The following is a 24,640-nucleotide window of genomic DNA, read 5'->3' on the forward strand; positions in this document are numbered from 1 at the left end:
ATCCAAATTGAGTCACAATGATAATAGGTAATCATTGAAGGTGCTGTCATGCTTCGTCTACCTCAAATTATTCGGAACTTGTTCCTTCGTTTGGAAGGCTTGTTTGGTGTTTTATTCCAAACTATTTCTAATCTTGTCGGAAATTTTTTTGGTTTTTTTGCCAAGCTTTTCGGATTTACTAGCTCTGGTTATTTCTTGGAATCTGATCAGGCGCAAGCTATAAAACAAGCTTCAGCCAAACAGCCAATAGAAAAGGCTCAGGATAACACTGCTAAAATTCCTGCCACTAACCGCCGTCGTTCTAATGCCAAAATTGACGACTATTACCTCAACATGGCTCGTGATGTGAAAAAGAACTAACAAAAGCCATCAATTACAGGTTGATCTTAGTAATGCGTAGATGCAAAGCGGTGAAGCAGCGCGATCTTCTCCCTATAGCCCTTCTCCTAAAGGAGACGCTACGCGTAGCTTGCTTCCCCTTAGGGGTACGGACATCCTACGGTGGAGGCTTTGCACGATCGCAGTCCAATTTTTCCTCTCAGAATTTTATATATTCTCTAGAAACTAAGCACAATTCTAGTTACTTTGTGCATAGCTCTTGCATTTATTGGTGGTCATGAGCATAGTATCAGTTTGTTCAAAAATTGCTGTCGCCTGCACTGGTGTAGTGTAAGGGCGCTTTTCTTGAAAAATCATCCAGCCACAATTAACGGATTTGGATGTGCGTAGGCGTAGCCCACCGCAGACATCGCATCTTTAATAAAAATTAGATCCAGTTTGAGGCTGGACAAGAGTTAGAGAGATTTTTGAGATTGAATGTTTCCTTGATTTTTAACTTACCAAATCAACCAACGCGTTGCTCCGAAAACGGACTATAGATGAAACTGAGCAGCCGCGATAATTCTCAGAGGTGAAGACTGATAGTGTGATATTAGCTTGACCAGGATCTAAAATGCGTTTTACCTTGCAGGTTTGCATTTTGTTGTTGCAGTAAGCAATAATGCGATCGCCAGCCTTGACATCCAACGCTTGAATTTTCAATTAATACCAACCTTGCCAGGAATTTGCTTAGTTAAAGGAAAAATATATTGCTATATTTTACTTGCTCAACAATAGCAATATTTTTTCAGTGTAACACAAAAATTAAGGTTATTAATATTATCAATTTCATCTTGATGATGTCAAGTTTATTTATGTATGCTCAAAACACTATTAAATGCTGGATTTTCAGAAAATAAGGCTAAAATCTCGACCTTCGTGCAGCTTCTAGGTCAGAGCCTCTGTTGAAAAATCCAGATGGGGGAAACCTCTGCTCCAACTCCTCTGGACTTAAATTTTTCGACTACAGATTTTTTATTCTGATGTTTTTGTTACAATTATTGAAATTTTTAGTTAAAAATACCACTATGGCTTTATATGCTGAATTACATAGACACCTGGGCGGCTCGGTCGTACCGCGAGTTTTATGGCGATATTTTGAGCGACATTCTTCAGAGTTAATTTCCCGATTTGCTGACTATTCAGAATTTGAAGATTTTTATACCCGCCCACGCAACACCCTAGATGAGTATCTAGAATTACACACCTTGGTAGAAAGTGTGCAAACTGTGGAGACTTTGCCTTACTTTATCTATCGCTTGGTACGGGGTGCTTACATATTTGAAAATTTGGCTTATCTGGAACTGCGCTACACCCCCTATTTACGGACACCTGAGCATCTGAATCAATCACAGAGAATTGACAAGATGGCAGAAATTGTGCAAGTAGTCGGACTTGCTAGCCACCAGCCAGAATATCCGATTGTTAGTAGCCAAATTCTCTGTATGCACACGCGCCTACCCTATGAGGTGAACAAGGCGATTGTTGATTTGGCGGCGCAAAATAAGCAGTATGTCTGTGCAGTAGATGTAGCGGGGGGTGATAGCTATTATGCCGATCGCATGGAAGAATGGATCAGCCTATATGATTATGCGCGATCGCTGGGCATTAACACCACGGGACATCTATATGAAACCACTGCTGGTTGTTATCCAGAACTGTTACCCTATTTGATGCGGATTGGTCACGGCATTCAAATTCCCCTACTGTATCCAGAGTTACTTAATGATGTGGCTAAACGCGGACAATGTTTAGAGGTTTGTCCGACAACTTACCTAAAAACTGGTACTTTGCAAGATATACGTCAACTCAAATTAGTTTTTGATCGTTGTTTTGATGCTGGGGTAGATATCGCTATTTGTACTGATAATGCTGGATTGCATAATGTGCGTCTACCGTTTGAGTATGAAAATCTCCTGACTTACAACATAATTAGTTTTGAACAACTACAAGCTTGTCAAGACGCCGCTTTCCGTCATGCTTTTGCTTGGCCTTACAGTCAACCTCCCGCATCCCTGTTGAACGGTTTGCTGAAACCTGAACCACCGAAAGTTTTGGCAATAAGGGATACTAATTAACGACCACCTAGAGAGAAGTAGAAAGTAAGATGATTTAATGTTAATTAATGTTGCAATCAGTGATTTTTTTTGATGGCGTAGAGAAAGTTCTAATGCACAATAGATATCTTGAAAAAATCAATGTTTGAGTAATTAAACCACAGATGCACGCAGATAATTCATCGGTGTTTATCTGTGGTTCCTTTTTCACTGAAATTTATGGCATCTACTATTCAAGCTCTACCAACAGAAGTTGTATATCTGATTACAGCTGGAGAGGTCATCGACTCTTTAGCTTCTGTGGTGCGGGAATTGGTAGAAAATTCCCTAGACGCAGGTGCAACCCGAATTGTGGTTTCTCTATGGCCACAGCAATGGCGAATTCGTGTGGCAGATAATGGTTGTGGAATGAACCTAGATGATTTGCAACAAGCAGCCACAGCCCACAGCACCAGTAAAATTCGCTCTAGTGCCGATTTATGGAAAATAAACAGTTTAGGGTTTCGTGGTGAGGCGTTGCACAGTTTGACGACTCTGGCAGATTTGGAAATTTTGAGTCGTCCTGTGGGTGGAAAATTAGGATGGCGGATTAGCTATGGCGACGGTGGGGAAGTTGTGCAAGTTGAAGTAACTGCGATCGCACCTGGTACAGTAGTTACAGTTTCGCATCTTTTCGGTAATTGCTCATCTCGTCGTCAAGGATTGCCCACAGCAGCACAGCAAATGAAAGCCGTGCAAGCCACAATTCAACAAATTGCCCTATGTCATCCCCATGTCACCTGGCAGATTTGGCAAAATGACCGTCAATGGTTCACCATCTCTCCTGCTCCCACAACTGGGCATCTGCTACCGCAGATTTTACCGCAAGTGCGACAAGGTGACTTGCAAGAAGTGAAACTCGAAATACCCAACCCTCCAAATTCTTGTACAGACGCGATTAATCGCGTCTCTCCAAACTCCTCACTAAATTTAGTGGTAGGATTACCCGATCGCTGTCATCGTCATCGTCCAGATTGGGTACGTGTAGCTATTAACGGACGGATGGTTAAGATGCCGGAACTAGAGCAAACGATATTATCAGCATTTCATAGAACATTACCACGCGATCGCTATCCAATTTGTTTCTTACATCTTGCCATTTCTCCCGATCAAATTAACTGGAATCGCAATCCAGCAAAAACAGAAATTTATCTCAACGAAATCATTTATTGGCAAGAGCAAATTACCCAAGCAATTAACCAAGCACTCAGCATCTCTTCTACCAATCTCAAAGAAGCTGTTCACACAACACGAGTTAGTAAATTACTCAAAGCCGCAGAAGCCAAAGGCGGCTACAATTTCAATCCTCAAAATGCCAAGCCTTGTACAGACGCGATTAATCGCGTCTCTCCTAATTCCTTAAAGGCTGTCGCTCAAGTTAGCAATACCTATATTGTGGCGGAACATTCAGGTGGTATGTGGTTAGTGGAACAGCACATTGCCCATGAGCGAGTTTTGTATGAGCAATTATGTGATAATTGGCAACTAGTTTCCGTGGAACCGCCAATAATTCTTTATCAATTGTCGCCAGCGCAAGTATTACAACTGCAACGCATCGGTTTAGAAATAGAACCCTTTGGCGAACAACTTTGGGCAGTCCGTAACATCCCCGCACCTTTGCAGCAGCGAGACGATTGTGCAGAAGCAATTTTAGAACTTAGTTGGGGAGGCGATTTACAAACAGCCCAAGTAGCTGTCGCCTGTCGCAGTGCCATTCGTAATGGTACACCGATGAATCAACAAGAAATGCAGACACTTTTAGATGATTGGCAAGGCACTCGCAACCCCCGCACTTGTCCTCACGGACGTCCAATATATCTATCCTTAGAAGAATCAGCTTTAGCCCGGTTTTTCCGGCGTAATTGGGTAATTGGTAAAAGTCATGGAATTTGATGTTCTTCAAAAGAATATGTGAAATAATTTTATTAAATTCAGAAAATTATAAATAGTTGAGCAAGTAAATATACTAACAAATAGCAAATCTAACAAATACAAGATGAGGCTTTATTAGTAACCGTGATGAAAGCGAAACATTGTAGAGAGGTTTATCGCCAAGAATAGTTACTGTTCGTTACACGATTGATGCGATCGCACTAGTAAAATATGACATAATTCGTAATCTATACACCGCAAAGGATTGCTAGGCACTCGTAGCAGCCCAACAAACAGTAAAAGCGTTTACCAGTCTGCATCTCAGAGATTTATAAAAGTTGTTAATTTTTATTGAGCTTTAATACTTATATCTTTGGGTAGAAGTAAAACACTATTGTAATTTCTAACCTAGTTATTAACTTTTCTGAGGTATGAAATTATGCTCAACATTATTGCTTGGATAGTTCTGGGTTTAATTGCTGGAGCTATAGCGAAAGCTATTTATCCCGGTCGTCAGGGTGGTGGAATTGTTTCAACTATGGTTTTAGGTATCGTCGGTGCTGTAATCGGGGGAATTGTAGTTACTCTTTTAGAGACAGGAAGATTTCAATTAACTGCTGCAACCCTCAGTATCCCTGGTGTAATTGTTGCCGTCATCGGTGCAATAATTGCCATCTTTTTATGGAACTTATTAGCTGGGCGTAGCAGTTATTAGTTGAATTTAATTGCTATAAAAATCATGGTTATAAGCAAGTTTTTAGTAATTAATCCTTTCAGATTTTACGCCAATACCAAAACTCCACTTCCTCAAAGTTAGTGGAGTATTTAATGTTAGACTATCAGTAACGAATCATGGCTAAAATTGCTATTTGTACTGCAAAAGCTAAATTAGTCTAAAGCTTTCTTGAGTTCGTCTTTAATATTTTCTACAGTGTGACTAACTTGAGCTTCAGCTTGCTTTGCTTGTCCTTCAGCTTTATCTTGTGGATTACCGGTTATTTCACCCACAACCTCTTGGATTTTTCCTTCAATATTTTTTGCAGTAGCTTCTACTCTTTTTTCGGCTGTCATGGTTTTTATTTCCAGGTTGTAGTTGATTCAGCTATTACATAAACTAACAATAGTATATTCTTTTTTACTTCCATCAACCGATAGAATAATTTTGTAAATTATATTAACCTAAGATAGATGCGGGATACCACAGAATCATACAATGTAAAAGTAAAATATGAATATATGATAAATAAGATTTAGATATATTAAGAAAATAACTTTTTCGCAAATAAATGAACTACTAAGTCAAAGCAAATTTTTAATTAAAGGAAAGTAAAGGAGTGCCAACAAAACGTCAAAAAAATGTCTGGAGGAGTGAGATTAATGATATCATTCGGGGTGCTTGTGGAGGTTTTTTATTTGGCATACCTTTGCTATACACAATGGAGGTTTGGTGGATTGGATCACTGGCAAAACCACAACTGATGATCATGGCGATCGCATTGATGTTTATTGTGGTTTACTTTCTGAATCAGATAGAAGGCTTTCGGGAACGCAGATATACCTGGCTAGCTGATCAAGCCGCAATGGATACCGTAGAAGCGATCGCGATCGGACTAGCTTGCTCTACCTTTGTGCTGCTACTATTGCGAGAATTGACACCAGAAACTTCCCTAAAGGAATCTTTAGGTAAAATCATCTTTGAAAGTGTACCCTTCGCGATCGGTGTAGCATTAGCCAACCAGTTGTTGGGAGATACTAGAAACAGCTATGCAGAAGGAGAAGCAACCGAGGCAAAGAACACAACCAATAACAAAGGGGATGAGTTACAGGCTAGCTTCGCCGATTTGGGCGCAACTCTGATTGGTGCAATTGTAATTGCATTTAACATTGCTCCAACAGATGAAATTACGATGTTAGCAGCCGCAGCCTCCCCACCTTGGGAGTTGGCAATGATCGTTACATCTTTGCTAATTTCTTATGGGATTGTATTTCAGGCAGGCTTTTCTGACCAGCAAAAGCGTAAACAGCAAAAGGGAATTTTCCAACGACCATCGAGCGAAACCATTATGTCTTACCTAGTGTCACTGCTAGCAGGCGCTTTTATGCTGTGGTTCTTTCAAAAATTAACTTTTAGCGACCCCTGGACAATGTGGTTAGATCACACATTGATGCTGGGCTTACCTGCAACTATTGGCGGTGCAGCTGGCAGGTTAGCAATATGACTAAAACAGAACAATCTAAGCGCTCAATGGCTGAGTGGGTAACATTCAGCGTCGCCTCATTCATCCTAGCAATCATTGTAAGTCTGGTAGGCTACACTTGGCTGAACGAAAAAAATCAACCTCCCATGCTTTCTGTCACCAAAAAACAAACAATTCGAGAGATTAAGGGACAATTTTATGTTCCTTTTGAAGTTGTGAATAGTGGAGGAGATACAGCTGAGTCAGTTCAGGTTATGGCGGAGTTACTGATTAATGGCAAAGTTACAGAAACAGGAGAGCAACAGATCGACTTTTTATCTAGTGGCGAAAGTGAAGAAGGCGCATTTATATTCAGTCGGAACCCGCGCCAAGGTCAGTTAAATCTGCGTGTTGCTAGCTATAAATTGCCATAGCCCAAAGAAACCTCACCCTGGTTTTGCTACGCAAAACCTGTCCCTCTCCTTAGTAAGGAGAGGGATGTCGGATAGGACTCTATAACTTGTGCGTACACCGTAGGGCTATATGGTTGCTGAGGCGCAGTAGTTTAAGCTTTAACTTTAGCTTTTGACCAAACGCCGTTTTCGTCTTCATCATACTGCTGATGAACAGACTCCCAGGCGGCTTGTTCAGCTGTGAACTCGTCATTTTTCTCATTGAAGACAGTGTTATAACGCTCAATGAATGTACTCTGAGCTTCATTAGAAAGATGAGCGCGAACTTCAGGAGACAAGTCCTCTGGACTGTTGCACTGTCCAGGACAAGGACGAGCAAAGGTTTTCTCAATCGTGTTAATTTCTTCAGCACCAGCACTTTCGAGCAGCAATTGAAATTCGCCGGCGCGATCGCTCGGAACTTCTGCCATCAATAAGAATTCGCCAGCTTGTAAGCGGGTTTGGTAGATAGTCGCTTTATCTTCTGGCATTCCCAAAGTGGTGAGAACCGATACTAGACCGGCACCTGCACTACCTGCGATCGCTCCACTAGCAGCCCCCAGCAACACTGCACCTATAGGCCCTGCTGCTACAATTGAGCCAACAAAAGGAATAAACAGTACGCCTACACCCGTGAGCAAGCTGAGAAAGGAACCAAACAAGGAACCAAAAACTGCCCCGGTTCTCAAACCTCCCAGAATCACATCTTTTTTACTAATAAAGCCAGCGATTCTCGTTTCCGACTGGAAGTTTCTGCCCATGACCGAAATATGATCTCTAGGCACACCCCTATCTAGTAAACGTCGAATCACATCATCAATTTGCTTCTGTTCTTTGAATACAGCAGAGATAGTACGTTCTGCTTTATATACTTCTGGCACTTAAATACTCCTTATATAATGTTGTTTTTGCAATAAATATGGTGAATAGGTAGATACAGCCAGATTAATTCTTTGACACCAGTTGAGGGAGGAATCAATCCTCCCTCAACTGGTTTCACAGTCAGCCATCCTCAACGTCAGACGTTATCAGCTACACACCTACAGGTGTCTTAGCATCTGCTGCTGGCTTTCTACCATCTGGGTCTAATGCTTCCCCTTCAATAAATGAACGCAGCATCCAAGCTATCTGCTCATGCTGTTCCAGGAGTCCAGTTAAAAAGTCAGCAGTTCCCTGATCGTGGAAATTTTCACCAGACTGATCAACATGGTCTCTCAAGTTACGAATAACCTGCTCGTGATCATGGACTAAATTAGCTACCATCCCTGTTGCTGTAGGAACATTACCAGCATGTTCCTTGAGGGTAGCAAGCTTGAGAAATCCTTCCAATGTACCAACTGGGAAACCGCCCAAAGTACGAACCCGCTCTGCCAAGGCATCAATATTCAGAGTCAGCTGTTGGTAGTGTTCTTCCCAAAGTTGATGCAAAGAGCGGAACTGAGGGCCAACTACATCCCAGTGGTACTTTTTGGTTTTCACCAATAGTAGATAAGCATCTGCCAAATCTTGATTCAACAGATTAATCACACCTTGACGCTGTTCATCTGTCAAACCAATGTTTATCGCACGCATTGTTTTCTATCCCTAAGCAAACTTATCTATTAATATCTCAAATTTCCCATATAATGCACATCAACCAAAGGAAATATTATCAGTTTAAATTAATTATCACATTACATAATTATACCTATGCCTTAATAGGTAGTATTCGTTTAATAATTGAATTTGCCAGCTTAATATTACTAATCAGCAATGGGCCACTGCTTTTATGCAATCACCCATTACTACCGAAAAATTACCAAGGTATTAACTCTGTTAGTTACCTGTAACTTTGTCCAAAAATTTCTTTACATTTTCTTCAGCTGATGTTGAACTCTGTGAATTTTCAGGACGATTTTGCTTGTTAATATCAGCATCTCCCTGAACCTCATTTAGTCCTTTATTGGACTCCTTTTGAACCTGTTTCAATCCTTGTGGTGGTTCTTTAGCGGCTTCGTCAGTTTTGCGTTGAATGTCAAGCAGTTGTGTAGTACCTTCAGTCGGGTCACTTTGGTAGCTATCGATTGCAAAAGCAGGAAAAGCATTAGATAACAATATTAAGGCACAAGTAAAAGCCACAACTAGAAAACGTACTGGACGGAAGATAGATAAAACAGAAGCAATAACCTTCATTTGAAATCCTCAATAACAGCTTTAACAACACAAAACTTTCACTGAAAGAGCAGAAGCTCATAGCTTTATTTGGCAAACTTGAGCAATAATAAAACTAGCAAGCTACGCTTCAATCTGGAAGTTCTTGAGAAACGAACCTGACGAAGAAATTGTCTTTGTATTTCTGCATCGAATTAGTCAGGGATAATAAGTAAATACCACCTTAATTCTTTAGCAAAATAATTACAATTCATATTGACGTTCTTCGTTTCAGGTTCCATATTTCTACTTTTACTTTGAAAAGGCTAACGTCTGCATCAATCTCTAGAATGAACTTTGCCGAATCTTTAGTTGTAATAAAATCAGTCTCTAGGTATATCGACTTAATATAGTTTTGGCAGGTTAATGGCTCTATTATTTATGTTCAGTTAGCTCGACTTTATCCAATCAGTAGAAGCGAGCATCCCAATTTTGCAAAAAGATGTTTGTCATTGCGATCGGACATTCTACTACGTTGCGATCGCAATGACAATTAATATAACTTAGACATTTGGGATGCTCCCCAGGAGAAAAACTTTTGTACTATCTTGCGTTTACTACTTATTCATGTGAAAATTGTAAGATACGGTAACTCGCCGAGTTTACCGTATATTTGTGAAAAAGCTATAAAAAATACTTATATTACATAAGATTACACAGCGAATCTAGAGATTTAGATATGAATATCAATACCCAGTGTATCAAAACAGATGTACTTGTGATTGGCGGTGGTACAGCAGGAACAATGGCAGGTATCAAGGCAAAACAAGCGAATTCTGATGCAGATGTACTGATTTTAGAAAAGGCTAACATACGTCGCAGTGGTGCGATCGCAATGGGTATGGACGGAGTGAATACCGCAGTTATTCCCGGTCATTCCACACCAGAACAATACGTGCGTGAAATCACCCTTGCTAATGATGGCATTGTCAACCAAAAAGCCGTTTATCAAACAGGCAAATTAGGTTACGAAGTCATCCAAGAATTAGAAAGCTGGGGTGTGAAATTTCAAAAAGATGCCCAAGGCAACTATGACTTAAAACAAGTGCATCGTGTGGGTAAATATGTCTTACCCATGCCAGAAGGTAAAGACCTCAAAACCATTCTTACCCGCCAAGTCAAACGCCACAAAGTCAAAGTCACAAATCGCGTCATGGCAACCCGTGTATTAGTCAAAGCAGGACGTGCTATTGGTGCGGTAGGATTTGATGTTAGAAGCGGAGATTATATTGTTATTCAAGCTAAAGCAGTCATCTTGTGTACAGGTGCTTGTGGCAGATTAGGATTACCTGCTTCTGGCTATCTCTACGGCACTTATGAAAATCCTACCAATGCTGGAGATGGCTATTCAATGGCTTATCATGCCGGAGCAGAACTCAGCAATATTGAATGCTTTCAAGTTAATCCTTTAATCAAAGATTATAATGGCCCCGCCTGTGCTTATGTCGCCGGGCCTTTTGGCGCTCATACTGCTAACGCCGAAGGAAATCGCTTCATTAGTTGTGACTATTGGAGTGGTCAAATGATGTTGGAAATCTGGAAAGAATTAAATTCTGGGAAAGGTCCAGTCCAACTTAAAATGACCCATCTTGATGAAGATACAATCGCTGAAATTGAATCCATATTGTGGGCGAATGAACGCCCAAGCAGAGAACGTTTTCATCAAGGCAGAAATGAAGATTATCGCACTCACGGCGTAGAGATGCACATTTCAGAAATTGGCTTATGTAGTGGTCATAGCGCCTCTGGTGTGTGGGTGAATGAAAACGCTCAAACAACCGTCACAGGTTTATATGCAGCCGGAGACATGGCCAGCGTTCCCCATAATTACATGATTGGGGCATTTGTTTTCGGTCGCATAGCAGGAACTCATGCCATTGAATATATCCAAGATTTAGATTTTATCGAACCAGATACAGATTTTTTAGAAGCTGAAAAAGCCAGAATTTATGCACCTTTAACTCGCCCAAATGGTGTACCTCACACCCAGGTAGAATACAAATTAAGACGCTTAGTTAATGATTATCTGCAACCACCAAAATCGGGGAATAAAATAGAGATTGGTTTGAAACATTTTGTTCAATATCAAGAAACATTAGATATAATGGGCGCTCGTGACCCTCATGAATTGATGCGTAGTCTAGAAGTTCATTTTATTCGCGACTGTGCAGAAATGGCAGCCAGAGCATCATTGTATCGTCAAGAAACTCGTTGGGGTCTTTATCATTACCGCTTAGATTATCCAGAAAAGAATGATGATGAATGGTTTTGTCATGTCAATTTAAAAAAAGATGAATTAGAGCAAATGGTATTGTTCAAACGTCCTGTAGATCCTTACATTGTGGAAGTAGATACAGTCAAAGAATTTTATAATGTTGCAGTGAAGTGAAGTCAAAATGAAAATGACCTTCTACTAAAATGCTTCAAGATTTCACAGACGTTCAACTAATTAACCCAACTTGCGATTTGCATTCAGAATTTATTGATTTGGTTGCGGAATATCAGAAAACTGGTGAATACCGTCTCTTTGACCAGAATTTTTTGACCTTAATTCAGGAAAACTTTGCAGCCTATATTCAATACTTAGAAGATAATTCAAAAGGTATTGATTTAAAGCCAGGTTTTGTTCCTGCAACAACTTTTTGGTTAGTTATGCAAAGTAAAGTAATTCTGGGTGAAAGCCGATTGCGTCACTGGTTAGTACCTACTTTAGAACATCGAGGAGGACATATTGGATATATGATTCGTCCTCTTCAGAAAGGCAAAGGATATGGTACAAAAATACTCTCTATGACTCTAGAAAAAGCTAGAAACATGGGGCTGAGTCGCGTTCTCTTAACCTGTAACCAAGATAATCTTGCTTCCGCCCGCGTAATTCAGAAAAATCAAGGTAAATTAACAAGTGAAGGATTATTGGAGAATTCGGACAAAATTATTTCCCGTTATTGGATTGATTTGTGAAAACTTAATTTGAGCCTAAAAACTAAAAATGTCTTATGAAGCGATAATTTTCGATCTCGATAATACACTGTTGAATTTTGAGCTATGTGAACGCCAAGCTATTCTGGGAGCGCTTGAAGATTGTGGAGTATCTTTAGATTTAAATGGAGTAAGTGAGACTATTTTTCTTCAAGTGTTTGAAACTTATAATTCCCAGTATTGGAGACAGCGCGAAACCTTTTCTCCTAGTCAGTTAATCGAAATGTCTTATCGAAGTACACTTGCTAAATTAGATATACAAACAGATAAAATCAGCAATCTTGGTGAAAGTTACTGGCATATTTTTAATCATTCGGGCGCAATGGAACCTGATGTAAATGAAGTGTTAACTGTTCTCGCACGCAGTTATCGTTTGGCTGTCATAACGAACGGGTTTGTATCAGCACAACTACCAAGAATCCAAGCTGCTGGAATTGAGCATTTTTTTGAGGAAGTTGTAGTTTCTGAAGCAATTGATTTTGCTAAACCATCTCCTGAAATATTTCATCATGCGTTATCTAGATTAGATTTAACACCAGCACAAGTACTTTACGTAGGAGATTCTCTCACTCATGACTATGCGGGAGCAATGCAAGCCAATATTGATTTTTGCTATTACAACCGAAACAACCAAGTTTTACCACAAGAAGTGCAACCAAAATTTCTAATAAGCGAACTCTTAAAATTGCTAGAATTGGTTAGTTAAAAGATTTTTGATTTATTGATTTAAAATTTAAATATTTTTTTAATCTTATTTTTAGGGATTTTATAATAAATATGTCTATTTATAATTCAATTGGTCAACAATATTCAAAAACTCGCGTTCCTGATATTCGCATTGTCAAGAAACTAATTGATTTCCTCAATTTACCCAAAGGTAGTATTATCGCTGATATTGGTGCTGGTACTGGTGGTTACAGCCTAGCACTAGCTAACCAAGGATTTTTTGTTAATGCTATTGAACCTTCTGTAGTGATGCAAAAACAAGCAGTAGACCATCTGCAAATTAAGTGGTTTACTGGCTATGCAGAAAATTTACCTCTACCAGATAAGTCTGTTGATGGTGTTGTAAGTATCCTGGCAATTCATCACTTTACTCATCTCGAAAAAGCGTTTCAAGAAATGCAACGAATTATTAGAGATGGGACAATAGTTGTGCTAAGTTTTGATATTAGGTTTGCTCAGAAAATATGGCTTTATGATTATTTTCCGTTTTTGTGGGAAGATGCTTTACGATTTTTAACACTTAACGAACAGATCAACTTAATTCAGAGTAATACTCAAAGGCGTATTGAAGTCATACCTCTTTTGTTACCACATGATTTATCTGATTTATTCGCAGCAGCAGCCTGGAGACGACCAGAGTTATATCTTCAACCAGAAGTACGCGCTGGAATATCATCTTTTGCTTTAGCAAATCAAGATTTAATAAATAAAGGATTACAGTTATTGGCAGCAGATTTAAATAGTGGTAAATGGGTAAACAAGTATGGTGATATTCGCAATTTGATAGAGATTGATTTAGGCTATTGTTTTATCCGCGCAACGCTGGTTAACTAAATAACTGTGATGTAAACTTATGACAAATAAAGTTACTGTAGGTCAGGAAATTAAAATTAGACAAGCTAAAATTAAAGATGTAGAGAGAATTGCTAGTCTTAGCGAGCAACTTGAATATTCTGTGACAAATCAACAAATAGAGCAGCGCCTTACTAAAATTAAAAATAACGATGCTCATATTGTGTATGTTGCCACTCTAGAAGATGAATATGTAATTGGTTGGGCGCACGCTCATATTTCTGAATTAATAATTATTCCTACCCAAGCAATTATTTTCGGTTTAGTGGTAGATAAAAATTATCGACATAATGGAATCGGAAGGCTTTTAATGCAGAAAATTGAACAGTGGGCTGATATGCTTGGCTGTGAAGGAGTCATACTGCGTTCTAATATTAAACGTAAAGAGGCTCACTTGTTTTATGAAAAAATTGGTTACACGAATATCAAACAGTCGGTGACATTTTATAAAAAATTACAGTCTCAATAGGAAATATTTTTTTAAAATGATTACTGGAGTTAACCACATTACTTTATCTGTCAGAGATTTAGAGGAATCTATCGCTTTCTATACCAATGTGCTAGATTTTCGCTTACTGGCAAAATGGACGAAAGGTGCTTATCTTTCGACTGGTGACATTTGGTTGGCATTGATTTTAGACCAGAAAGTTCGAGAAAGTCCTATACCTGAATATACCCATATTGGTCTGACTGTTTCTATTGAAGATTTTCCTATTCTTAGCCAACGCATTCAGCAATCAGGGGCAAAAATTTGGCAAGAAAATAAAAGCGAAGGTGCTTCTTTGTATTTCCTTGATCCAAATGATCATAAACTGGAAATTCATGCTTCTGATTTAAACACCAGAATCAAAACTGCTAAAGCATCTCCGTGGGAAGGGTTAGAATTTTTCGTTTAAAGTTTATTAATTGAATTAGGGAGTAATAAATGTATGGCTTTAATCACACAAAGAATAGATGTTCCTGTCATCGTTGATGAATCAAAATGTTTAGAAAAATGCACAGCTTGTATTGAAGTTTGTCCCCTTGATGTATTAGCAAAAAATCCAGAGACAGGCAAAGCTTACATGAAATATGATGAGTGTTGGTTTTGTTTACCCTGTGAAAAGGAATGTCCCACCAATGCAATTACAGTCCAAATTCCCTTTTTGTTGCGCTAGTTGTGTAAGCTTGCTGAAATAATTAACCATTTATATTAGGATTAAAAATGTCTACAAGTAATAATATTGAATTAAATCAATGGTTGGAAATGTTGCGATCGCATGATATAAATGACCGGATAGTAGCTGTCAAAACCTTGCAGCATCTAGGCGATGAAGAAACAATAGATGCTTTAATCATCGCTTTGAAAGATGAAAATACTACGGTTCAAAAAATAGCGATCGCTGCCATTTGGGAAATTGCCAATCCTGCTGCAATCCCGGCTTTAATTGAATGTCTGAGTTCAACAGATGCAGATATTCGCACTGAAGCCGCATCAGCGTTAAACGAGTTAATTACACAAGAGGAATTATTACTTTTACTAGATAAACTACAAAGTAATGATGTCAATCTTCAATTAAATATTTTAGTGCTTTTGCGGAAGATACATGACATTCAATCTTTATCCTACATTTTACCATTTTTAGAATCAAAAAATCCTGAGTTAAGAGAAGCAGCCGTTACGACACTCCGATATATCAATCAACTCGAAAAATGTCCACAAGCTTTAAATTTAATCTTTGATCAAGAAGCAAGTGTACGTCGTGCTGCTGCTTTAACTTTAGAACATTTACAAGATACAGAGGTGATTACACTACTTTGTCAAGCACTCACAAATGATAGTGACTGGCAAGTTCGCCGGAATGCAGCAAAATCTCTGGTTATTCATGAAAATTATCAAGCAATTTCAGCATTAGAAATAGCCTTAAATGATGAACATTGGCAAGTGAGGAAATCAGCAGCACAAGCTTTACAAAAAATTCCAGATATTCAAGTTATGCCGAGATTAATTCAAGCATTAACAGATGAATATGCAGATGTACGCAAAGAAGCCGCGATCGCACTTGGTAATTTAGCTGAATCTGATGCTATTAACCCATTACAACAAGCCTTAGATGATCCTGACAAAGAAGTGTCCATCCAAGCACAACGGGCAATTCAGAAGATTCAAACAGATAAAATAGTCTCAAGGGAGCAGTAAATAACTAAGAAAAAGTGCAATGGGAAATCCATTTCCTGGAATGAACCCGTATTTGGAACAGTCGGAACTTTGGCATCAAGTTCACAATCGTTTGATTGTAGCGATCGCTGATGATCTAACTCCTCAAATTGCGCCTAAATACCGAGTTTCCATAGAAGAGCGAGTTTACACTAGTGTAGATGATATCTTACTTGTGGGAATTGCTGATGTAGCAGTGATTTAAATGAGAGCGATCGCTTTGATTATGCTGCAATTGGCAAATTTCTGATAACTAAGTTTCTCCTAACCATGTCTGACCACCAATCCCCCTTTCAGCACTCAGAAGTTAATGATCCGCGTCATCAAGAAGTCGTCCAACTCCTGAAACAGGTTATCGAACCTACCTTAAAAAAGGATATCGTTAGTTTGGGAATGGTGCGAAATCTACGCATAGTTGATGACTATGTTTACTTGCGTTTATATATCGGTTCCCATCAGCAGCAATTACAGACAGAGATTCAATCTAAATTATCATTTCTAACTTGGTGCAAAAAAACTTACATTCAACTTTGCACAATTCCTGGTGTCAAAATTACCCTAGCAGTTTCTAGTGGTAAAGGTGGCGTGGGCAAATCAACAACAGCCGTGAATATAGCCGCAGCTTTAAGATTACAAGGTGCAAAAGTTGGGCTATTAGATGCTGATATTTATGGCCCTAATGTGCCGCAAATGTTGGGTTTAGGGCAAGCTGATATTCAAGTAATTCATACTCCTACAGGTGATAAATTTTTACCTCTAGAAGTTCAGGGAATTAAACTGATGTCAGTTGGTTTACTGGTAGAAGAAAATCGTCCTTTGGCATGGCGTGGACCTGTGCTGCATAAAATTATCACTCAATTTTTGCAAGATGTGGAATGGGGCGAATTGGATTATTTATTAATAGATTTACCTCCCGGTACAGGTGATGCTCAAATCACAATTATCCAAGAAAGCCCAGTTTGCGGAGTTATTCTAGTGACAACTCCTCAGCAAATAGCGATCGCAGATGTACGACGCAACATATATATGTTTCGCCAAGTGGGTGTTCCCGTCCTTGGCATCGTTGAAAATATGAGCTATTTAATTTGTGGTGATTGTGGCGCACGCACGCCAATTTTTGGCAGTGGCGGCGGCGAACAACTCGCAGCAGAATTACAAGCGCCACTGCTGGGGCAAATTCCCATTGATCCCGATATTTGTAGCGGTGGTGATACTGGAAATCCGATTGCAATCAGCGTAGGCGTAGCCCGCCGTAGGCATCGCACTTCGCCTGCAAGTAAGGTTTTTGTACAAATTGCCACTGCACTTAACGCAACTTTTAGCAATTGCAGAGAACCTGACTAAATAATTCGTAATTCGTAATTCGTAATTAATTTACGATAAAATTTGCGCTCTCATAACTTATAAAACATCCTCTAAACTTGATAAGTCTGCCTTATTACCTCTTCTATTGAACTTAGGCGATGGAAGGTTTCTATTAATTCATGGGATCTTGTTTTTCGCTTCGCCAGCAGGACTTTTAACGGCATTAAATAATGAACATCTGGGTCATCTCCCAAGGCAACTTCGGCTGCTTGCAAGACTTTTGTCGCATTACTAAAAATATCCTCATTGTCAAACCCTTCTTTTGCAGAAACTTGATGTAACGATGCATCGGGTACAGTTGCTCTACCCAGCAACGTTTCATCTAACACTAAACCTTTCAATAATGTCAGCAAAGCCGCATAGATGAAAAAATCATCACAACTATCACAAGCCTTAAATTCAATGCGTCCCACTTCCGCCGGAATGCGGGCGATTTTTGTTAAGGAAGGTGTGCTATTAATCAGTTGTTCCTGTTCCTGAATAAAAACCAAGGCTGCTGGTCTTTTTCCGGTTCTGATAAACGTTCGTACTGATAAGCCATCCCATAAACCTCCATTATAAAAAGGGGAACTATAACTAAAAGGGACGATATAGGGACTGTAATAGGTTAACTTTCTGCCAACATCAATCACATCTTCAGTAGACAAATCTGCCAATGAAATATTCAAATCTGGGCCGTATGTCACCATGTGAATATTAGCAGTTTGTTCGTCAGGATAAGCCTCTAGCTGTTTGATTTCATAATCGTTTAATGGGGGCTGAGGCTCAAAAACCGGATTGTAGGGATTAAAACTGACCAAAACTGGTGATAAACCAAAGTTAGCAGCAACCTCACGTAGCAAGTGAAAACTTTCTGATAATTCAGTAATAGCGCCTTGAATATCAGAATGTATAGTTGTTCTAATTTCAATACCTTTAACATGACAGTCTATCACCTTATCGGAATTTGCAAATCTTTCAAATCCCTCAATGTACCATCTCTTCATCTTAATACCCGCATCACCAACACGTAGTTGAGGATAGTCACTGGGGTATGTAGGTAGCCTTTCAATAATTTGATTAAAATCAGCAAATTTTGTGTGGGAAAAATCAGCAAACTTTCCTTCTTTGTTGAGGAAAGCAACTTCATGCTCAATGCCAAAGAAAAACATTATGTATACCTTTATTGCTGAGAGTTAACCTAATCTAACTAATGCCAAGTGATACGAATCCCACAGAGGAGGAAGTAACATCAGTAAACGATTCATTAGAGAGAAACATCGGCGATATTTAGCTGGGAGGTTCAAGCAGAAGCCGCGATTAAGTGGCGGCGTTCGGTTTCCTCAAAAAACTGTCGCCGCAGAACCATAACATCCGGTAAATGTAAACAACAGCCTATCTGAGAAGATTTTGCAGTAGTGAATTTATCAAATTCATAATCAATTGCTGCAATAATCTTAGATGATTTAGGATCTACTATAATTGGATCTGCTGCCTGAAGCTCACAAGCTCTAGCCCAGAGGGGAATTAGTAGCGTTTCTTGAATAATGCCGAGGTTAACTTTAGTTTTATTCATAAATATCTCCACAACCCAAATTAAATCTTCCTTTTCCATTTAAGTAGAAAAGATTCTCAAAATTACTCTCAAATGGATTTTACCCCAAGACCGACTGTTGGGATTTGAAAAGTTCTCTGGTTTATGTCTCTATGGGTCGATGCCTACGCACTTTCTTGATTTTTCTCTACTGTCCCACTCTTCATAGTCACTGGGTAGGATAGCTTAGTAATGACTGAGGAAAGCTTGAGACGTGAGTTTTATGACAAGTACCGTTCAATCCCCCTACAGCAGCGAACAGATTGCCGCTTGGTTGCGTGGACTGCTCACCATTGCTTGGGCAGATGGTAATTTTGATGCTCAAGAACAGGAATTAATTGCCAGCATTACCAAAGATGAATTAGCTCTTGGGATTAAATGGGACTCACTAGAGGTAATTACCCCAGAGGAATTAGCCGCAGTGTTGGGTAAAGGTACGCCAGCAGCAGAAAATTTTTTAAGGACAGCAGTGATGGTAGCGATCGCAGATGGTACTTATTCTCCCAGTGAAGATCAGGTTCTGCAACAGTTCTGCCAAATCTTGGAACAGCCGGAGAATTTACTCCAAGCCCTGCGCCACACCCTAGAACGCCCACAGCAAATTACCCCGACTATCCCCAGCCCTGGACTTACAAAGCGTCAAATTAATGCCCTACACCCCCTGCGTGACTGGCTCGATGGGCTAGATATCCAAGACCCCAGAGTAGCCCGCTTTTTGTGTAAAATGATTCCCTCCCAGTGTCCCTTTGAGCGGGATGTCACCCTATTTGGACGCAAGATTGTCCACATCCCGCCGATGTGTAAAGTTAACCCGTTGTATGAGCAACTGGTGGGCTTACGTTTCCGCGCCCTCTCCTATCTGGCAGATAAATGCGGTGAAGATGTTTCACCATATATTTAGTTAAAGTGATATAGTGAGAAGTTATAATTTTTAACTCCTAATTCCTAACTCCTCACTTCTCACTATTATTAAGTATGCAATTTATCGACCAAGCAGAAATTGAAGTTGAAGCCGGTAAGGGCGGCGATGGCATTGTCGCCTTCCGGCGAGAGAAGTACGTGCCGACTGGTGGCCCCTCTGGTGGTAATGGAGGACGAGGCGGTTCAGTAATTTTCGTTGCCGATGAAAATCTGCAAACCTTGTTGGACTTCAGATACAACCATCGCTTTCAGGCAGAAAAAGGTACTCGTGGCGGGCCAAGTAACTGCACTGGAGCCGGAGGAAAGGATTTGATCATCGAAGTTCCCTGCGGTACGACCATTTATGATGCTGGAACTGGCGAATTGTTAGGAGATTTAACTGAGCCTAAGCAGACTTTGCGGATTGCCCAAGGTGGTAAAGGCGGACTGGGAAATCAGCATTTCTTGAGTAACCGTAACCGCGCCCCAGAATACGCCCTCCCAGGATTACCAGGAGAAATAAAACAGCTGCGCCTAGAGTTAAAACTTTTGGCAGAAGTGGGGATTATTGGCTTACCAAATGCGGGTAAATCCACTCTAATTTCATCTTTATCAGCTGCACGTCCAAAAATTGCAGACTACCCCTTCACTACCCTCATCCCAAATTTAGGTGTAGTGCGGAAACCTACTGGCGATGGTACTGTTTTCGCCGACATTCCCGGACTAATTGAGGGAGCAGCCCACGGAGCAGGGCTGGGACATGATTTCTTGCGCCATATCGAGCGCACGCGAGTGCTACTTCACTTGATTGATGCCACCAGTGATGATGTAGTTAGAGATTATAACATAATTAAGCAAGAATTACAAGCTTATGGACAGGGTTTAGCAGAACGTCCGCAAATATTGGCGCTGAATAAAATTGATGCAGTTGATCGAGAAACTGTCGATTTGGAGGCGTTAGCGACCCAACTTAATCATCTCTCCTATGCTCCAGTTTTTGTGATTTCAGCAGTTACCCGCACTGGGTTAGAGCCGATGTTACAGGAAATTTGGGGAATTCTCGACCAAATGAAGGTTCCTGAAGAAGTGGAGGTATTTAGCTGACGAATTATGTTGACGTATTCTGAATCAGGGGAATGTTAATCACAAACTCAGCGCCTTGTCCCGGCTGCGAAATACATTCTAAAGAACCGCCATGTCTTTCTGTAATGATCTGGTAGCTGATGGCAAGTCCCATCCCCGTACCTTTGCCGATGGGTTTGGTGGTAAAGAAGGGGTCAAATAGTTGTTTTATAACATCTTCTGGTATTCCCAATCCATTGTCGGCAATCCTAATTGTTACCTGATTTGGCTCTTGTAGTTGAGTGCAAATGCGAATTGTCGAAATTGGGCATTGAGAATTGGGCATGGGGCATTGGGCATGGGGCATTGGGCATTGGTTATTCCCCTTGTCTCCCTCATCCCCACTCCCCACTCCCCACTCCCCACTCCCCACTCCCTCTTCTAAAGCATCGATCGCATTTGACAAAATATTCATGAATACTTGGTTTAGCTGCCCAGCGTAACATTGAACTAGCGGGAGTTTGCCGTATTCTTTGATTATTTCAATTGTCGGGCGCTGGTCATTAGCTTTGAAGCGGCTTTGCAAAATCATTAGAGTGCTGTCGATTCCCTGATGGATATCAACAGCTTTCATTTCGGCTTCATCCAAGCGCGAAAAAGTTCGCAAGGAAAGCACAATCTCCCGAATCCGGTCTGCCCCAACTTTCATTGAGTTGATTGTTTGTGGCAAGTCAGACTTCATAAATTCCAGTTCGATTAGTTCTGCAAAATCCTCAATTTCTGGAACAGCTTGGGGATAATGACTTTGGTAGAGTTGCAAAAGTGAAAGTAAATCTTGGGTGTATTCCTTGGCAGGGCTGAGGTTGCCATAGATAAAATTCACCGGGTTGTTGATTTCGTGTGCCACTCCTGCAACTAGTTGACCCAAGCTAGACATCTTTTCACTTTGAATTAAGTGAGTCTGGGTGCGTTGAAGTTCGCGGAGTGCTTCTTTGAGTTCTTGAGCTTGTTGTCGTAGTTGCGCTTCCGACTTTAGTAGGGCTTCCTTGGCTTGTTTACGTTCTGTGATGTCCCTAACAACAGCTACCTGACAGAAAGGCTCTCCTGTTTCAGGATGTTTAACCATAAACAGGCTGCAATCAGTGGGAATTTCTATGCCCGTTTGAAAATGTCTATGGCGAAACTCACCTTGCCAGAAACCATGTTGAGACATCAAAGGAATAATTTGCTCTATCAACTCTGCAAAAGCTTCTGGTGAATGAAAATCAACCAAGAATTTGGTTTTGGCTGCTTCCAGACTACTAAGTCCCACCATCTTGAGTCCAGCAGGGTTCACATGGAGAATTTGCCCTTCCATTGAAGCAATGCCAATAAAATCGCTGCTGTTTTCAATCAAGGCTACAAATTTTTGCTGTTCCTCTTCAGATCGTTTGCGTTCTGTGATGTCTGACACCATTGAGGCAACGCCAATCACCTGTCCATCAGGAGCCACTAACGGGTTGTTATACCACTCACAGACTATCCTCCTGCCATCTTTAGTGACGTTCTCGTTGATACTCAAATTTCCTCCTTGTTGCGTTAACAGGGCGGTGACAATCTCATTTACGTGTTTTCTGGCCTTCTCAGGAATTATAATTTCAAAAGGATTCTCCAGCATTTCCTCTTTGGTGTATCCAAAGATTTTTTCTGCTGCCCGATTCCATGTCTGAATCTCAAAGTTGGTATTCCATTCAATAATGGCTAAAGGTGTTTGTTCAATCAGCAACGTCAATCTTTGCTGTGAAGCTCTAAGTTCTGCCTCTGCTTGCTTATATTCGGTAATGTCACGATAATACCAAATCCTACCGTAATACTCTCCTAAAGGTGGTATGTCACCACAAGCCCCTTGCTGTTTACGCACGGGTGCAGAATAGCGGTCAAAAATCTTTCCAGATTTTAGGAAAATTTCATCACGGCTGCTTTCCCCTGGATGCTGATAAAGATACTCGACCTTAGCTAGAAATTCGTCTGGATTTACTAGTTTGTCTAGTACCCATCCCAGGAGTTGGCGATCGTCGCGTGTTTCGAGCAGTGCCGCAGGAATTTGCCATAACTGGGAGAATTTCTGATTAAATGATACAATTGCGCGATTTTCATCAATAATCAGAATTCCGTCGATCGCAGCTTCTTGTTGAGCTTGCAGTAAAGCATTAATGCGGTGTAGGTCTGACTCTGCTTGCTGGCGTAGCCGTAATGCGGCTTGCCGATCGCTAATGTCGCATTCAGCCATTTCAGGAGCGATCGCTAATTTTTCCTTTTGTTGGGGCAGTTCTTCGAGGATTTCCCGAAGTGCCTCGCTCTTTGGCATGAGTTCTGTAAGATCAGTAACTTTGTCAGTCACACCCAGAACTTTCCCGGCTTCATTCTGTAAAATGATGTCTCGAATACTACCCACCAAAAATTTATTCCCAGTCTCATCCTGAAAGCAAGACTTTTTTGTAGAGATGAGATGGGTTATACCCTGAGCATCGGTAAAAAGATCCTGGTTCTCATTGGTAATATTTGCGCTGAAAACCAGTTCATCTTTTTGCCGGAACACATCAGCTTCTGCTTGAGGAAAAAAATCATCGTCTGACTTGCCAATTAATTCTTCTCGGCTATGACCGACGAAATCACAATAGCTATCGTTAATTAAGACCCAGCGATGTTGACGGTCTTTGACAAAAATTGGGTCAGAGATGCCATTGATCATCTGATGCAGAAACGGCGGGGAGAAGTTTTGCTGCTGCGTGTTTTGTTTTGGCGCAGGGTTATCTAAGAATCTAGGATGGTTCATACCCGAATTTCTCTCTAAAATTGAGCTAAACAGCTTTTATTTAGCGCCGTGTGTATCAACATGAGTAGTATTTATTATTCCCAAACTAAATACGGATGCAACAACCAAACCAATCTCTAACTTTTGGTCTTTCCAGGGGATTGGGGATTGGAGACTAGGAAGACTTTGTTCTCTGCGGGAACGAAGACGCATTAGCGATGCCTGCGGCAGGCTGTTCGGTGTCGCATTCATCAACTGTGGTGCGGCTTTTTTGAGTAGCCTAATTGATACAAAACCTTAAAATGCCTGCGGTATCGTCAAATCCGTAGATTAGACTAGAACCACAGGGTAACAATCAGAGGAATATTATGATGAGCGATCGCGACTATACATTAATCATTGACAAAAGCGGTAGTATGTCCACACCCGATCAAGTGGGTGGTAAAAGTAGATGGGAGATAGCCCAAGAGTCTACTCTCGCTTTGGCAAGAAAGGCCGAACAGTTTGACCCCGATGGCATTACAGTTTACGTGTTTGCCGGTAGATTTAAACGCTACGATGATGTCACCTCAGCCAAAGTCGCACAGATATTTCTCGAAAATGACCCTGCTGGGACAACAAATTTAGCAGGTGTACTTCAGGATGCACTCAATAACTACTTTCAACGCAAAGCAGCCGGTAAAGCGAAGCCAAACGGTGAGACAATTTTAGTGATTACCGATGGTGAACCAGACGATCGCAAAGCTGTGTTTGAAGTCATCATTCATGCGACTCGCCAGATGGAACGTGATGAAGAATTAGGAATTTCGATCATTCAAGTAGGTTCAGATGCCCAAGCAACTAAGTTCCTCAAAGCTTTGGATGACCAGTTACAAAGTGTTGGCGCTAAATTTGATATTTGCGATACGGTTACTTTAGACGACTTAGAAGAAATGAGCCTTGTAGATGTATTAAGCAACGCCATAACTGACTAATGTGTTGATCACCCATAGTCCAGTAACTCTTTACTATTAATAACTGGAGAATT

The 24,640-nt window shown here is 40.5% G+C and carries 27 protein-coding genes; 19 read left to right on the top strand and 8 right to left on the bottom strand.

Annotated features, from left to right (window positions below):
• Window positions 1–48 precede the first annotated feature (48 nt).
• Entirely contained in the window at window positions 49–360 is a 312-nt protein-coding gene (locus V7L05_RS26870) for a threonine dehydratase (protein ID WP_335168690.1), read from the top strand.
• Window positions 361–831: 471 nt separating this feature from the next.
• Here V7L05_RS26870 and V7L05_RS26875 read toward each other — a convergent pair whose 3' ends face one another.
• The gene (locus V7L05_RS26875; protein WP_292834571.1) at window positions 832–1,041 is read right to left on the bottom strand and encodes a hypothetical protein; all 210 of its coding nucleotides are present in this window, start codon (window positions 1,039–1,041) and stop codon (window positions 832–834) included.
• A gap of 365 nt (window positions 1,042–1,406) precedes the next feature.
• On the opposite strand from V7L05_RS26875, the gene V7L05_RS26880 reads away from it, so the two are divergent.
• The 3 genes from V7L05_RS26880 (at window position 1,407) to V7L05_RS26890 (ending at window position 5,061) form a co-directional block, all read left to right on the top strand.
• Window positions 1,407–2,456, top strand: coding sequence for an adenosine deaminase (locus tag V7L05_RS26880; RefSeq protein ID WP_335168692.1), 1,050 nt, complete (start codon window positions 1,407–1,409; stop codon window positions 2,454–2,456).
• 198 nt (window positions 2,457–2,654) lie between these two features.
• Entirely contained in the window at window positions 2,655–4,367 is a 1,713-nt protein-coding gene (gene mutL, locus V7L05_RS26885; protein ID WP_335168694.1) for a DNA mismatch repair endonuclease MutL, read from the top strand.
• Window positions 4,368–4,785: 418 nt separating this feature from the next.
• Entirely contained in the window at window positions 4,786–5,061 is a 276-nt protein-coding gene (locus V7L05_RS26890; RefSeq protein ID WP_334950031.1) for a GlsB/YeaQ/YmgE family stress response membrane protein, read from the top strand.
• Between the two features lie 173 nt (window positions 5,062–5,234).
• Here V7L05_RS26890 and V7L05_RS26895 read toward each other — a convergent pair whose 3' ends face one another.
• Window positions 5,235–5,417 carry a CsbD family protein gene (locus tag V7L05_RS26895; RefSeq protein ID WP_334945279.1) on the bottom strand — a complete coding sequence of 61 codons (183 nt, stop codon included), beginning with the start codon at window positions 5,415–5,417 and terminating at the stop codon, window positions 5,235–5,237.
• Between the two features lie 263 nt (window positions 5,418–5,680).
• Between V7L05_RS26895 and V7L05_RS26900 the strand changes: the two genes are divergently transcribed.
• On the top strand, window positions 5,681–6,565 hold the full coding sequence (locus tag V7L05_RS26900; protein WP_335168695.1) for a TIGR02587 family membrane protein: 885 nt from the start codon (window positions 5,681–5,683) through the stop codon (window positions 6,563–6,565).
• Entirely contained in the window at window positions 6,562–6,957 is a 396-nt protein-coding gene (locus V7L05_RS26905; RefSeq protein WP_335168696.1) for a TIGR02588 family protein, read from the top strand. Before V7L05_RS26900 ends, V7L05_RS26905 begins: the two co-directional genes overlap by 4 nt.
• A gap of 131 nt (window positions 6,958–7,088) precedes the next feature.
• Here the strand turns inward: V7L05_RS26905 and V7L05_RS26910 are convergent, their stop codons facing one another.
• The 3 genes from V7L05_RS26910 to V7L05_RS26920 all read right to left on the bottom strand — a co-directional run bounded on the left by V7L05_RS26910 (window position 7,089) and on the right by V7L05_RS26920 (window position 9,147).
• Window positions 7,089–7,856, bottom strand: coding sequence for a ChaB family protein (locus V7L05_RS26910; protein WP_335168698.1), 768 nt, complete (start codon window positions 7,854–7,856; stop codon window positions 7,089–7,091).
• Between the two features lie 151 nt (window positions 7,857–8,007).
• A complete protein-coding gene (locus V7L05_RS26915) occupies window positions 8,008–8,547 on the bottom strand; it encodes a Dps family protein (RefSeq protein ID WP_335168700.1) in 540 nt (179 codons plus the stop codon).
• Window positions 8,548–8,790: 243 nt separating this feature from the next.
• Window positions 8,791–9,147, bottom strand: a complete 357-nt coding sequence (locus V7L05_RS26920) for a hypothetical protein (protein WP_335168701.1) — start codon at window positions 9,145–9,147, stop codon at window positions 8,791–8,793.
• A gap of 697 nt (window positions 9,148–9,844) precedes the next feature.
• On the opposite strand from V7L05_RS26920, the gene V7L05_RS26925 reads away from it, so the two are divergent.
• The 10 genes from V7L05_RS26925 to V7L05_RS26970 all read left to right on the top strand — a co-directional run bounded on the left by V7L05_RS26925 (window position 9,845) and on the right by V7L05_RS26970 (window position 17,263).
• Window positions 9,845–11,554 (top strand): fumarate reductase/succinate dehydrogenase flavoprotein subunit, encoded by a 1,710-nt coding sequence (locus tag V7L05_RS26925; RefSeq protein WP_335168703.1) that lies wholly within the window; start codon window positions 9,845–9,847, stop codon window positions 11,552–11,554.
• A gap of 77 nt (window positions 11,555–11,631) precedes the next feature.
• Window positions 11,632–12,126 (top strand): GNAT family N-acetyltransferase, encoded by a 495-nt coding sequence (locus V7L05_RS26930; protein ID WP_335168705.1) that lies wholly within the window; start codon window positions 11,632–11,634, stop codon window positions 12,124–12,126.
• Window positions 12,127–12,154: 28 nt separating this feature from the next.
• Window positions 12,155–12,850 (top strand): HAD family hydrolase, encoded by a 696-nt coding sequence (locus V7L05_RS26935; RefSeq protein ID WP_335168706.1) that lies wholly within the window; start codon window positions 12,155–12,157, stop codon window positions 12,848–12,850.
• 71 nt (window positions 12,851–12,921) lie between these two features.
• A complete protein-coding gene (locus tag V7L05_RS26940; RefSeq protein WP_335168708.1) occupies window positions 12,922–13,704 on the top strand; it encodes a class I SAM-dependent methyltransferase in 783 nt (260 codons plus the stop codon).
• A 19-nt stretch (window positions 13,705–13,723) separates the two neighbouring features.
• On the top strand, window positions 13,724–14,191 hold the full coding sequence (locus V7L05_RS26945) for a GNAT family N-acetyltransferase (RefSeq protein WP_335168710.1): 468 nt from the start codon (window positions 13,724–13,726) through the stop codon (window positions 14,189–14,191).
• A 16-nt stretch (window positions 14,192–14,207) separates the two neighbouring features.
• Complete coding sequence (locus V7L05_RS26950; RefSeq protein WP_335168711.1) at window positions 14,208–14,618, top strand: VOC family protein; 411 nt, start codon at window positions 14,208–14,210, stop codon at window positions 14,616–14,618.
• Window positions 14,619–14,651: 33 nt separating this feature from the next.
• Window positions 14,652–14,879 carry a 4Fe-4S dicluster domain-containing protein gene (locus V7L05_RS26955; RefSeq protein WP_069068766.1) on the top strand — a complete coding sequence of 76 codons (228 nt, stop codon included), beginning with the start codon at window positions 14,652–14,654 and terminating at the stop codon, window positions 14,877–14,879.
• A 47-nt stretch (window positions 14,880–14,926) separates the two neighbouring features.
• Window positions 14,927–15,901, top strand: coding sequence for a HEAT repeat domain-containing protein (locus V7L05_RS26960; RefSeq protein WP_335168714.1), 975 nt, complete (start codon window positions 14,927–14,929; stop codon window positions 15,899–15,901).
• A gap of 19 nt (window positions 15,902–15,920) precedes the next feature.
• The gene (locus tag V7L05_RS26965) at window positions 15,921–16,124 is read left to right on the top strand and encodes a DUF4058 family protein (RefSeq protein ID WP_335168716.1); all 204 of its coding nucleotides are present in this window, start codon (window positions 15,921–15,923) and stop codon (window positions 16,122–16,124) included.
• A 65-nt stretch (window positions 16,125–16,189) separates the two neighbouring features.
• Window positions 16,190–17,263 carry an Mrp/NBP35 family ATP-binding protein gene (locus V7L05_RS26970; RefSeq protein ID WP_335168717.1) on the top strand — a complete coding sequence of 358 codons (1,074 nt, stop codon included), beginning with the start codon at window positions 16,190–16,192 and terminating at the stop codon, window positions 17,261–17,263.
• A gap of 71 nt (window positions 17,264–17,334) precedes the next feature.
• Here the strand turns inward: V7L05_RS26970 and V7L05_RS26975 are convergent, their stop codons facing one another.
• Both V7L05_RS26975 and V7L05_RS26980 read right to left on the bottom strand, forming a co-directional pair.
• A complete protein-coding gene (locus V7L05_RS26975; protein ID WP_335168720.1) occupies window positions 17,335–18,435 on the bottom strand; it encodes a glutamate-cysteine ligase family protein in 1,101 nt (366 codons plus the stop codon).
• 131 nt (window positions 18,436–18,566) lie between these two features.
• Window positions 18,567–18,839, bottom strand: a complete 273-nt coding sequence (locus V7L05_RS26980) for a hypothetical protein (protein ID WP_335168722.1) — start codon at window positions 18,837–18,839, stop codon at window positions 18,567–18,569.
• A gap of 241 nt (window positions 18,840–19,080) precedes the next feature.
• Here V7L05_RS26980 and V7L05_RS26985 point away from each other — a divergent pair, with 241 nt between their 5' ends.
• Both V7L05_RS26985 and obgE read left to right on the top strand, forming a co-directional pair.
• Window positions 19,081–19,758, top strand: a complete 678-nt coding sequence (locus tag V7L05_RS26985; RefSeq protein WP_335168724.1) for a Mo-dependent nitrogenase C-terminal domain-containing protein — start codon at window positions 19,081–19,083, stop codon at window positions 19,756–19,758.
• A gap of 74 nt (window positions 19,759–19,832) precedes the next feature.
• Entirely contained in the window at window positions 19,833–20,861 is a 1,029-nt protein-coding gene (obgE, locus tag V7L05_RS26990) for a GTPase ObgE (RefSeq protein WP_335168726.1), read from the top strand.
• A gap of 4 nt (window positions 20,862–20,865) precedes the next feature.
• On the opposite strand, the gene V7L05_RS26995 is transcribed toward obgE, so the two are convergent.
• On the bottom strand, window positions 20,866–23,634 hold the full coding sequence (locus tag V7L05_RS26995; RefSeq protein WP_335168727.1) for a PAS domain S-box protein: 2,769 nt from the start codon (window positions 23,632–23,634) through the stop codon (window positions 20,866–20,868).
• A 347-nt stretch (window positions 23,635–23,981) separates the two neighbouring features.
• On the opposite strand from V7L05_RS26995, the gene V7L05_RS27000 reads away from it, so the two are divergent.
• Window positions 23,982–24,587, top strand: coding sequence for a vWA domain-containing protein (locus V7L05_RS27000; protein ID WP_334950010.1), 606 nt, complete (start codon window positions 23,982–23,984; stop codon window positions 24,585–24,587).
• Window positions 24,588–24,640: the final 53 nt, after the last annotated feature.

The organism is Nostoc sp., from assembly GCF_036917755.1.
Taxonomy (GTDB): Bacteria; Cyanobacteriota; Cyanobacteriia; order Cyanobacteriales; family Nostocaceae; genus Nostoc.

Excerpts from the sequence above, each read along its gene's own strand:
- V7L05_RS26935 (WP_335168706.1), top strand. The coding sequence starts at position 12,155 with ATGTCTTATGAAGCGATAATTTTCGATCTCGATAATACACTGTTGAAT.
- V7L05_RS26915 (WP_335168700.1), bottom strand. The coding sequence starts at position 8,547 with ATGCGTGCGATAAACATTGGTTTGACAGATGAACAGCGTCAAGGTGTG.
- V7L05_RS26980 (WP_335168722.1), bottom strand. The coding sequence starts at position 18,839 with ATGAATAAAACTAAAGTTAACCTCGGCATTATTCAAGAAACGCTACTA.
- V7L05_RS26895 (WP_334945279.1), bottom strand. The coding sequence starts at position 5,417 with ATGACAGCCGAAAAAAGAGTAGAAGCTACTGCAAAAAATATTGAAGGA.
- V7L05_RS26880 (WP_335168692.1), top strand. The coding sequence starts at position 1,407 with ATGGCTTTATATGCTGAATTACATAGACACCTGGGCGGCTCGGTCGTA.
- V7L05_RS26920 (WP_335168701.1), bottom strand. The coding sequence starts at position 9,147 with ATGAAGGTTATTGCTTCTGTTTTATCTATCTTCCGTCCAGTACGTTTT.
- V7L05_RS26970 (WP_335168717.1), top strand. The coding sequence starts at position 16,190 with ATGTCTGACCACCAATCCCCCTTTCAGCACTCAGAAGTTAATGATCCG.
- V7L05_RS26945 (WP_335168710.1), top strand. The coding sequence starts at position 13,724 with ATGACAAATAAAGTTACTGTAGGTCAGGAAATTAAAATTAGACAAGCT.
- V7L05_RS26960 (WP_335168714.1), top strand. The coding sequence starts at position 14,927 with ATGTCTACAAGTAATAATATTGAATTAAATCAATGGTTGGAAATGTTG.
- V7L05_RS26965 (WP_335168716.1), top strand. The coding sequence starts at position 15,921 with ATGGGAAATCCATTTCCTGGAATGAACCCGTATTTGGAACAGTCGGAA.
- obgE (WP_335168726.1), top strand. The coding sequence starts at position 19,833 with ATGCAATTTATCGACCAAGCAGAAATTGAAGTTGAAGCCGGTAAGGGC.
- V7L05_RS26890 (WP_334950031.1), top strand. The coding sequence starts at position 4,786 with ATGCTCAACATTATTGCTTGGATAGTTCTGGGTTTAATTGCTGGAGCT.
- V7L05_RS26955 (WP_069068766.1), top strand. The coding sequence starts at position 14,652 with ATGGCTTTAATCACACAAAGAATAGATGTTCCTGTCATCGTTGATGAA.
- V7L05_RS26870 (WP_335168690.1), top strand. The coding sequence starts at position 49 with ATGCTTCGTCTACCTCAAATTATTCGGAACTTGTTCCTTCGTTTGGAA.
- V7L05_RS26905 (WP_335168696.1), top strand. The coding sequence starts at position 6,562 with ATGACTAAAACAGAACAATCTAAGCGCTCAATGGCTGAGTGGGTAACA.
- V7L05_RS26975 (WP_335168720.1), bottom strand. The coding sequence starts at position 18,435 with ATGTTTTTCTTTGGCATTGAGCATGAAGTTGCTTTCCTCAACAAAGAA.
- V7L05_RS26995 (WP_335168727.1), bottom strand. The coding sequence starts at position 23,634 with ATGAACCATCCTAGATTCTTAGATAACCCTGCGCCAAAACAAAACACG.
- V7L05_RS26985 (WP_335168724.1), top strand. The coding sequence starts at position 19,081 with ATGACAAGTACCGTTCAATCCCCCTACAGCAGCGAACAGATTGCCGCT.
- V7L05_RS27000 (WP_334950010.1), top strand. The coding sequence starts at position 23,982 with ATGATGAGCGATCGCGACTATACATTAATCATTGACAAAAGCGGTAGT.
- V7L05_RS26950 (WP_335168711.1), top strand. The coding sequence starts at position 14,208 with ATGATTACTGGAGTTAACCACATTACTTTATCTGTCAGAGATTTAGAG.
- mutL (WP_335168694.1), top strand. The coding sequence starts at position 2,655 with ATGGCATCTACTATTCAAGCTCTACCAACAGAAGTTGTATATCTGATT.
- V7L05_RS26925 (WP_335168703.1), top strand. The coding sequence starts at position 9,845 with ATGAATATCAATACCCAGTGTATCAAAACAGATGTACTTGTGATTGGC.
- V7L05_RS26940 (WP_335168708.1), top strand. The coding sequence starts at position 12,922 with ATGTCTATTTATAATTCAATTGGTCAACAATATTCAAAAACTCGCGTT.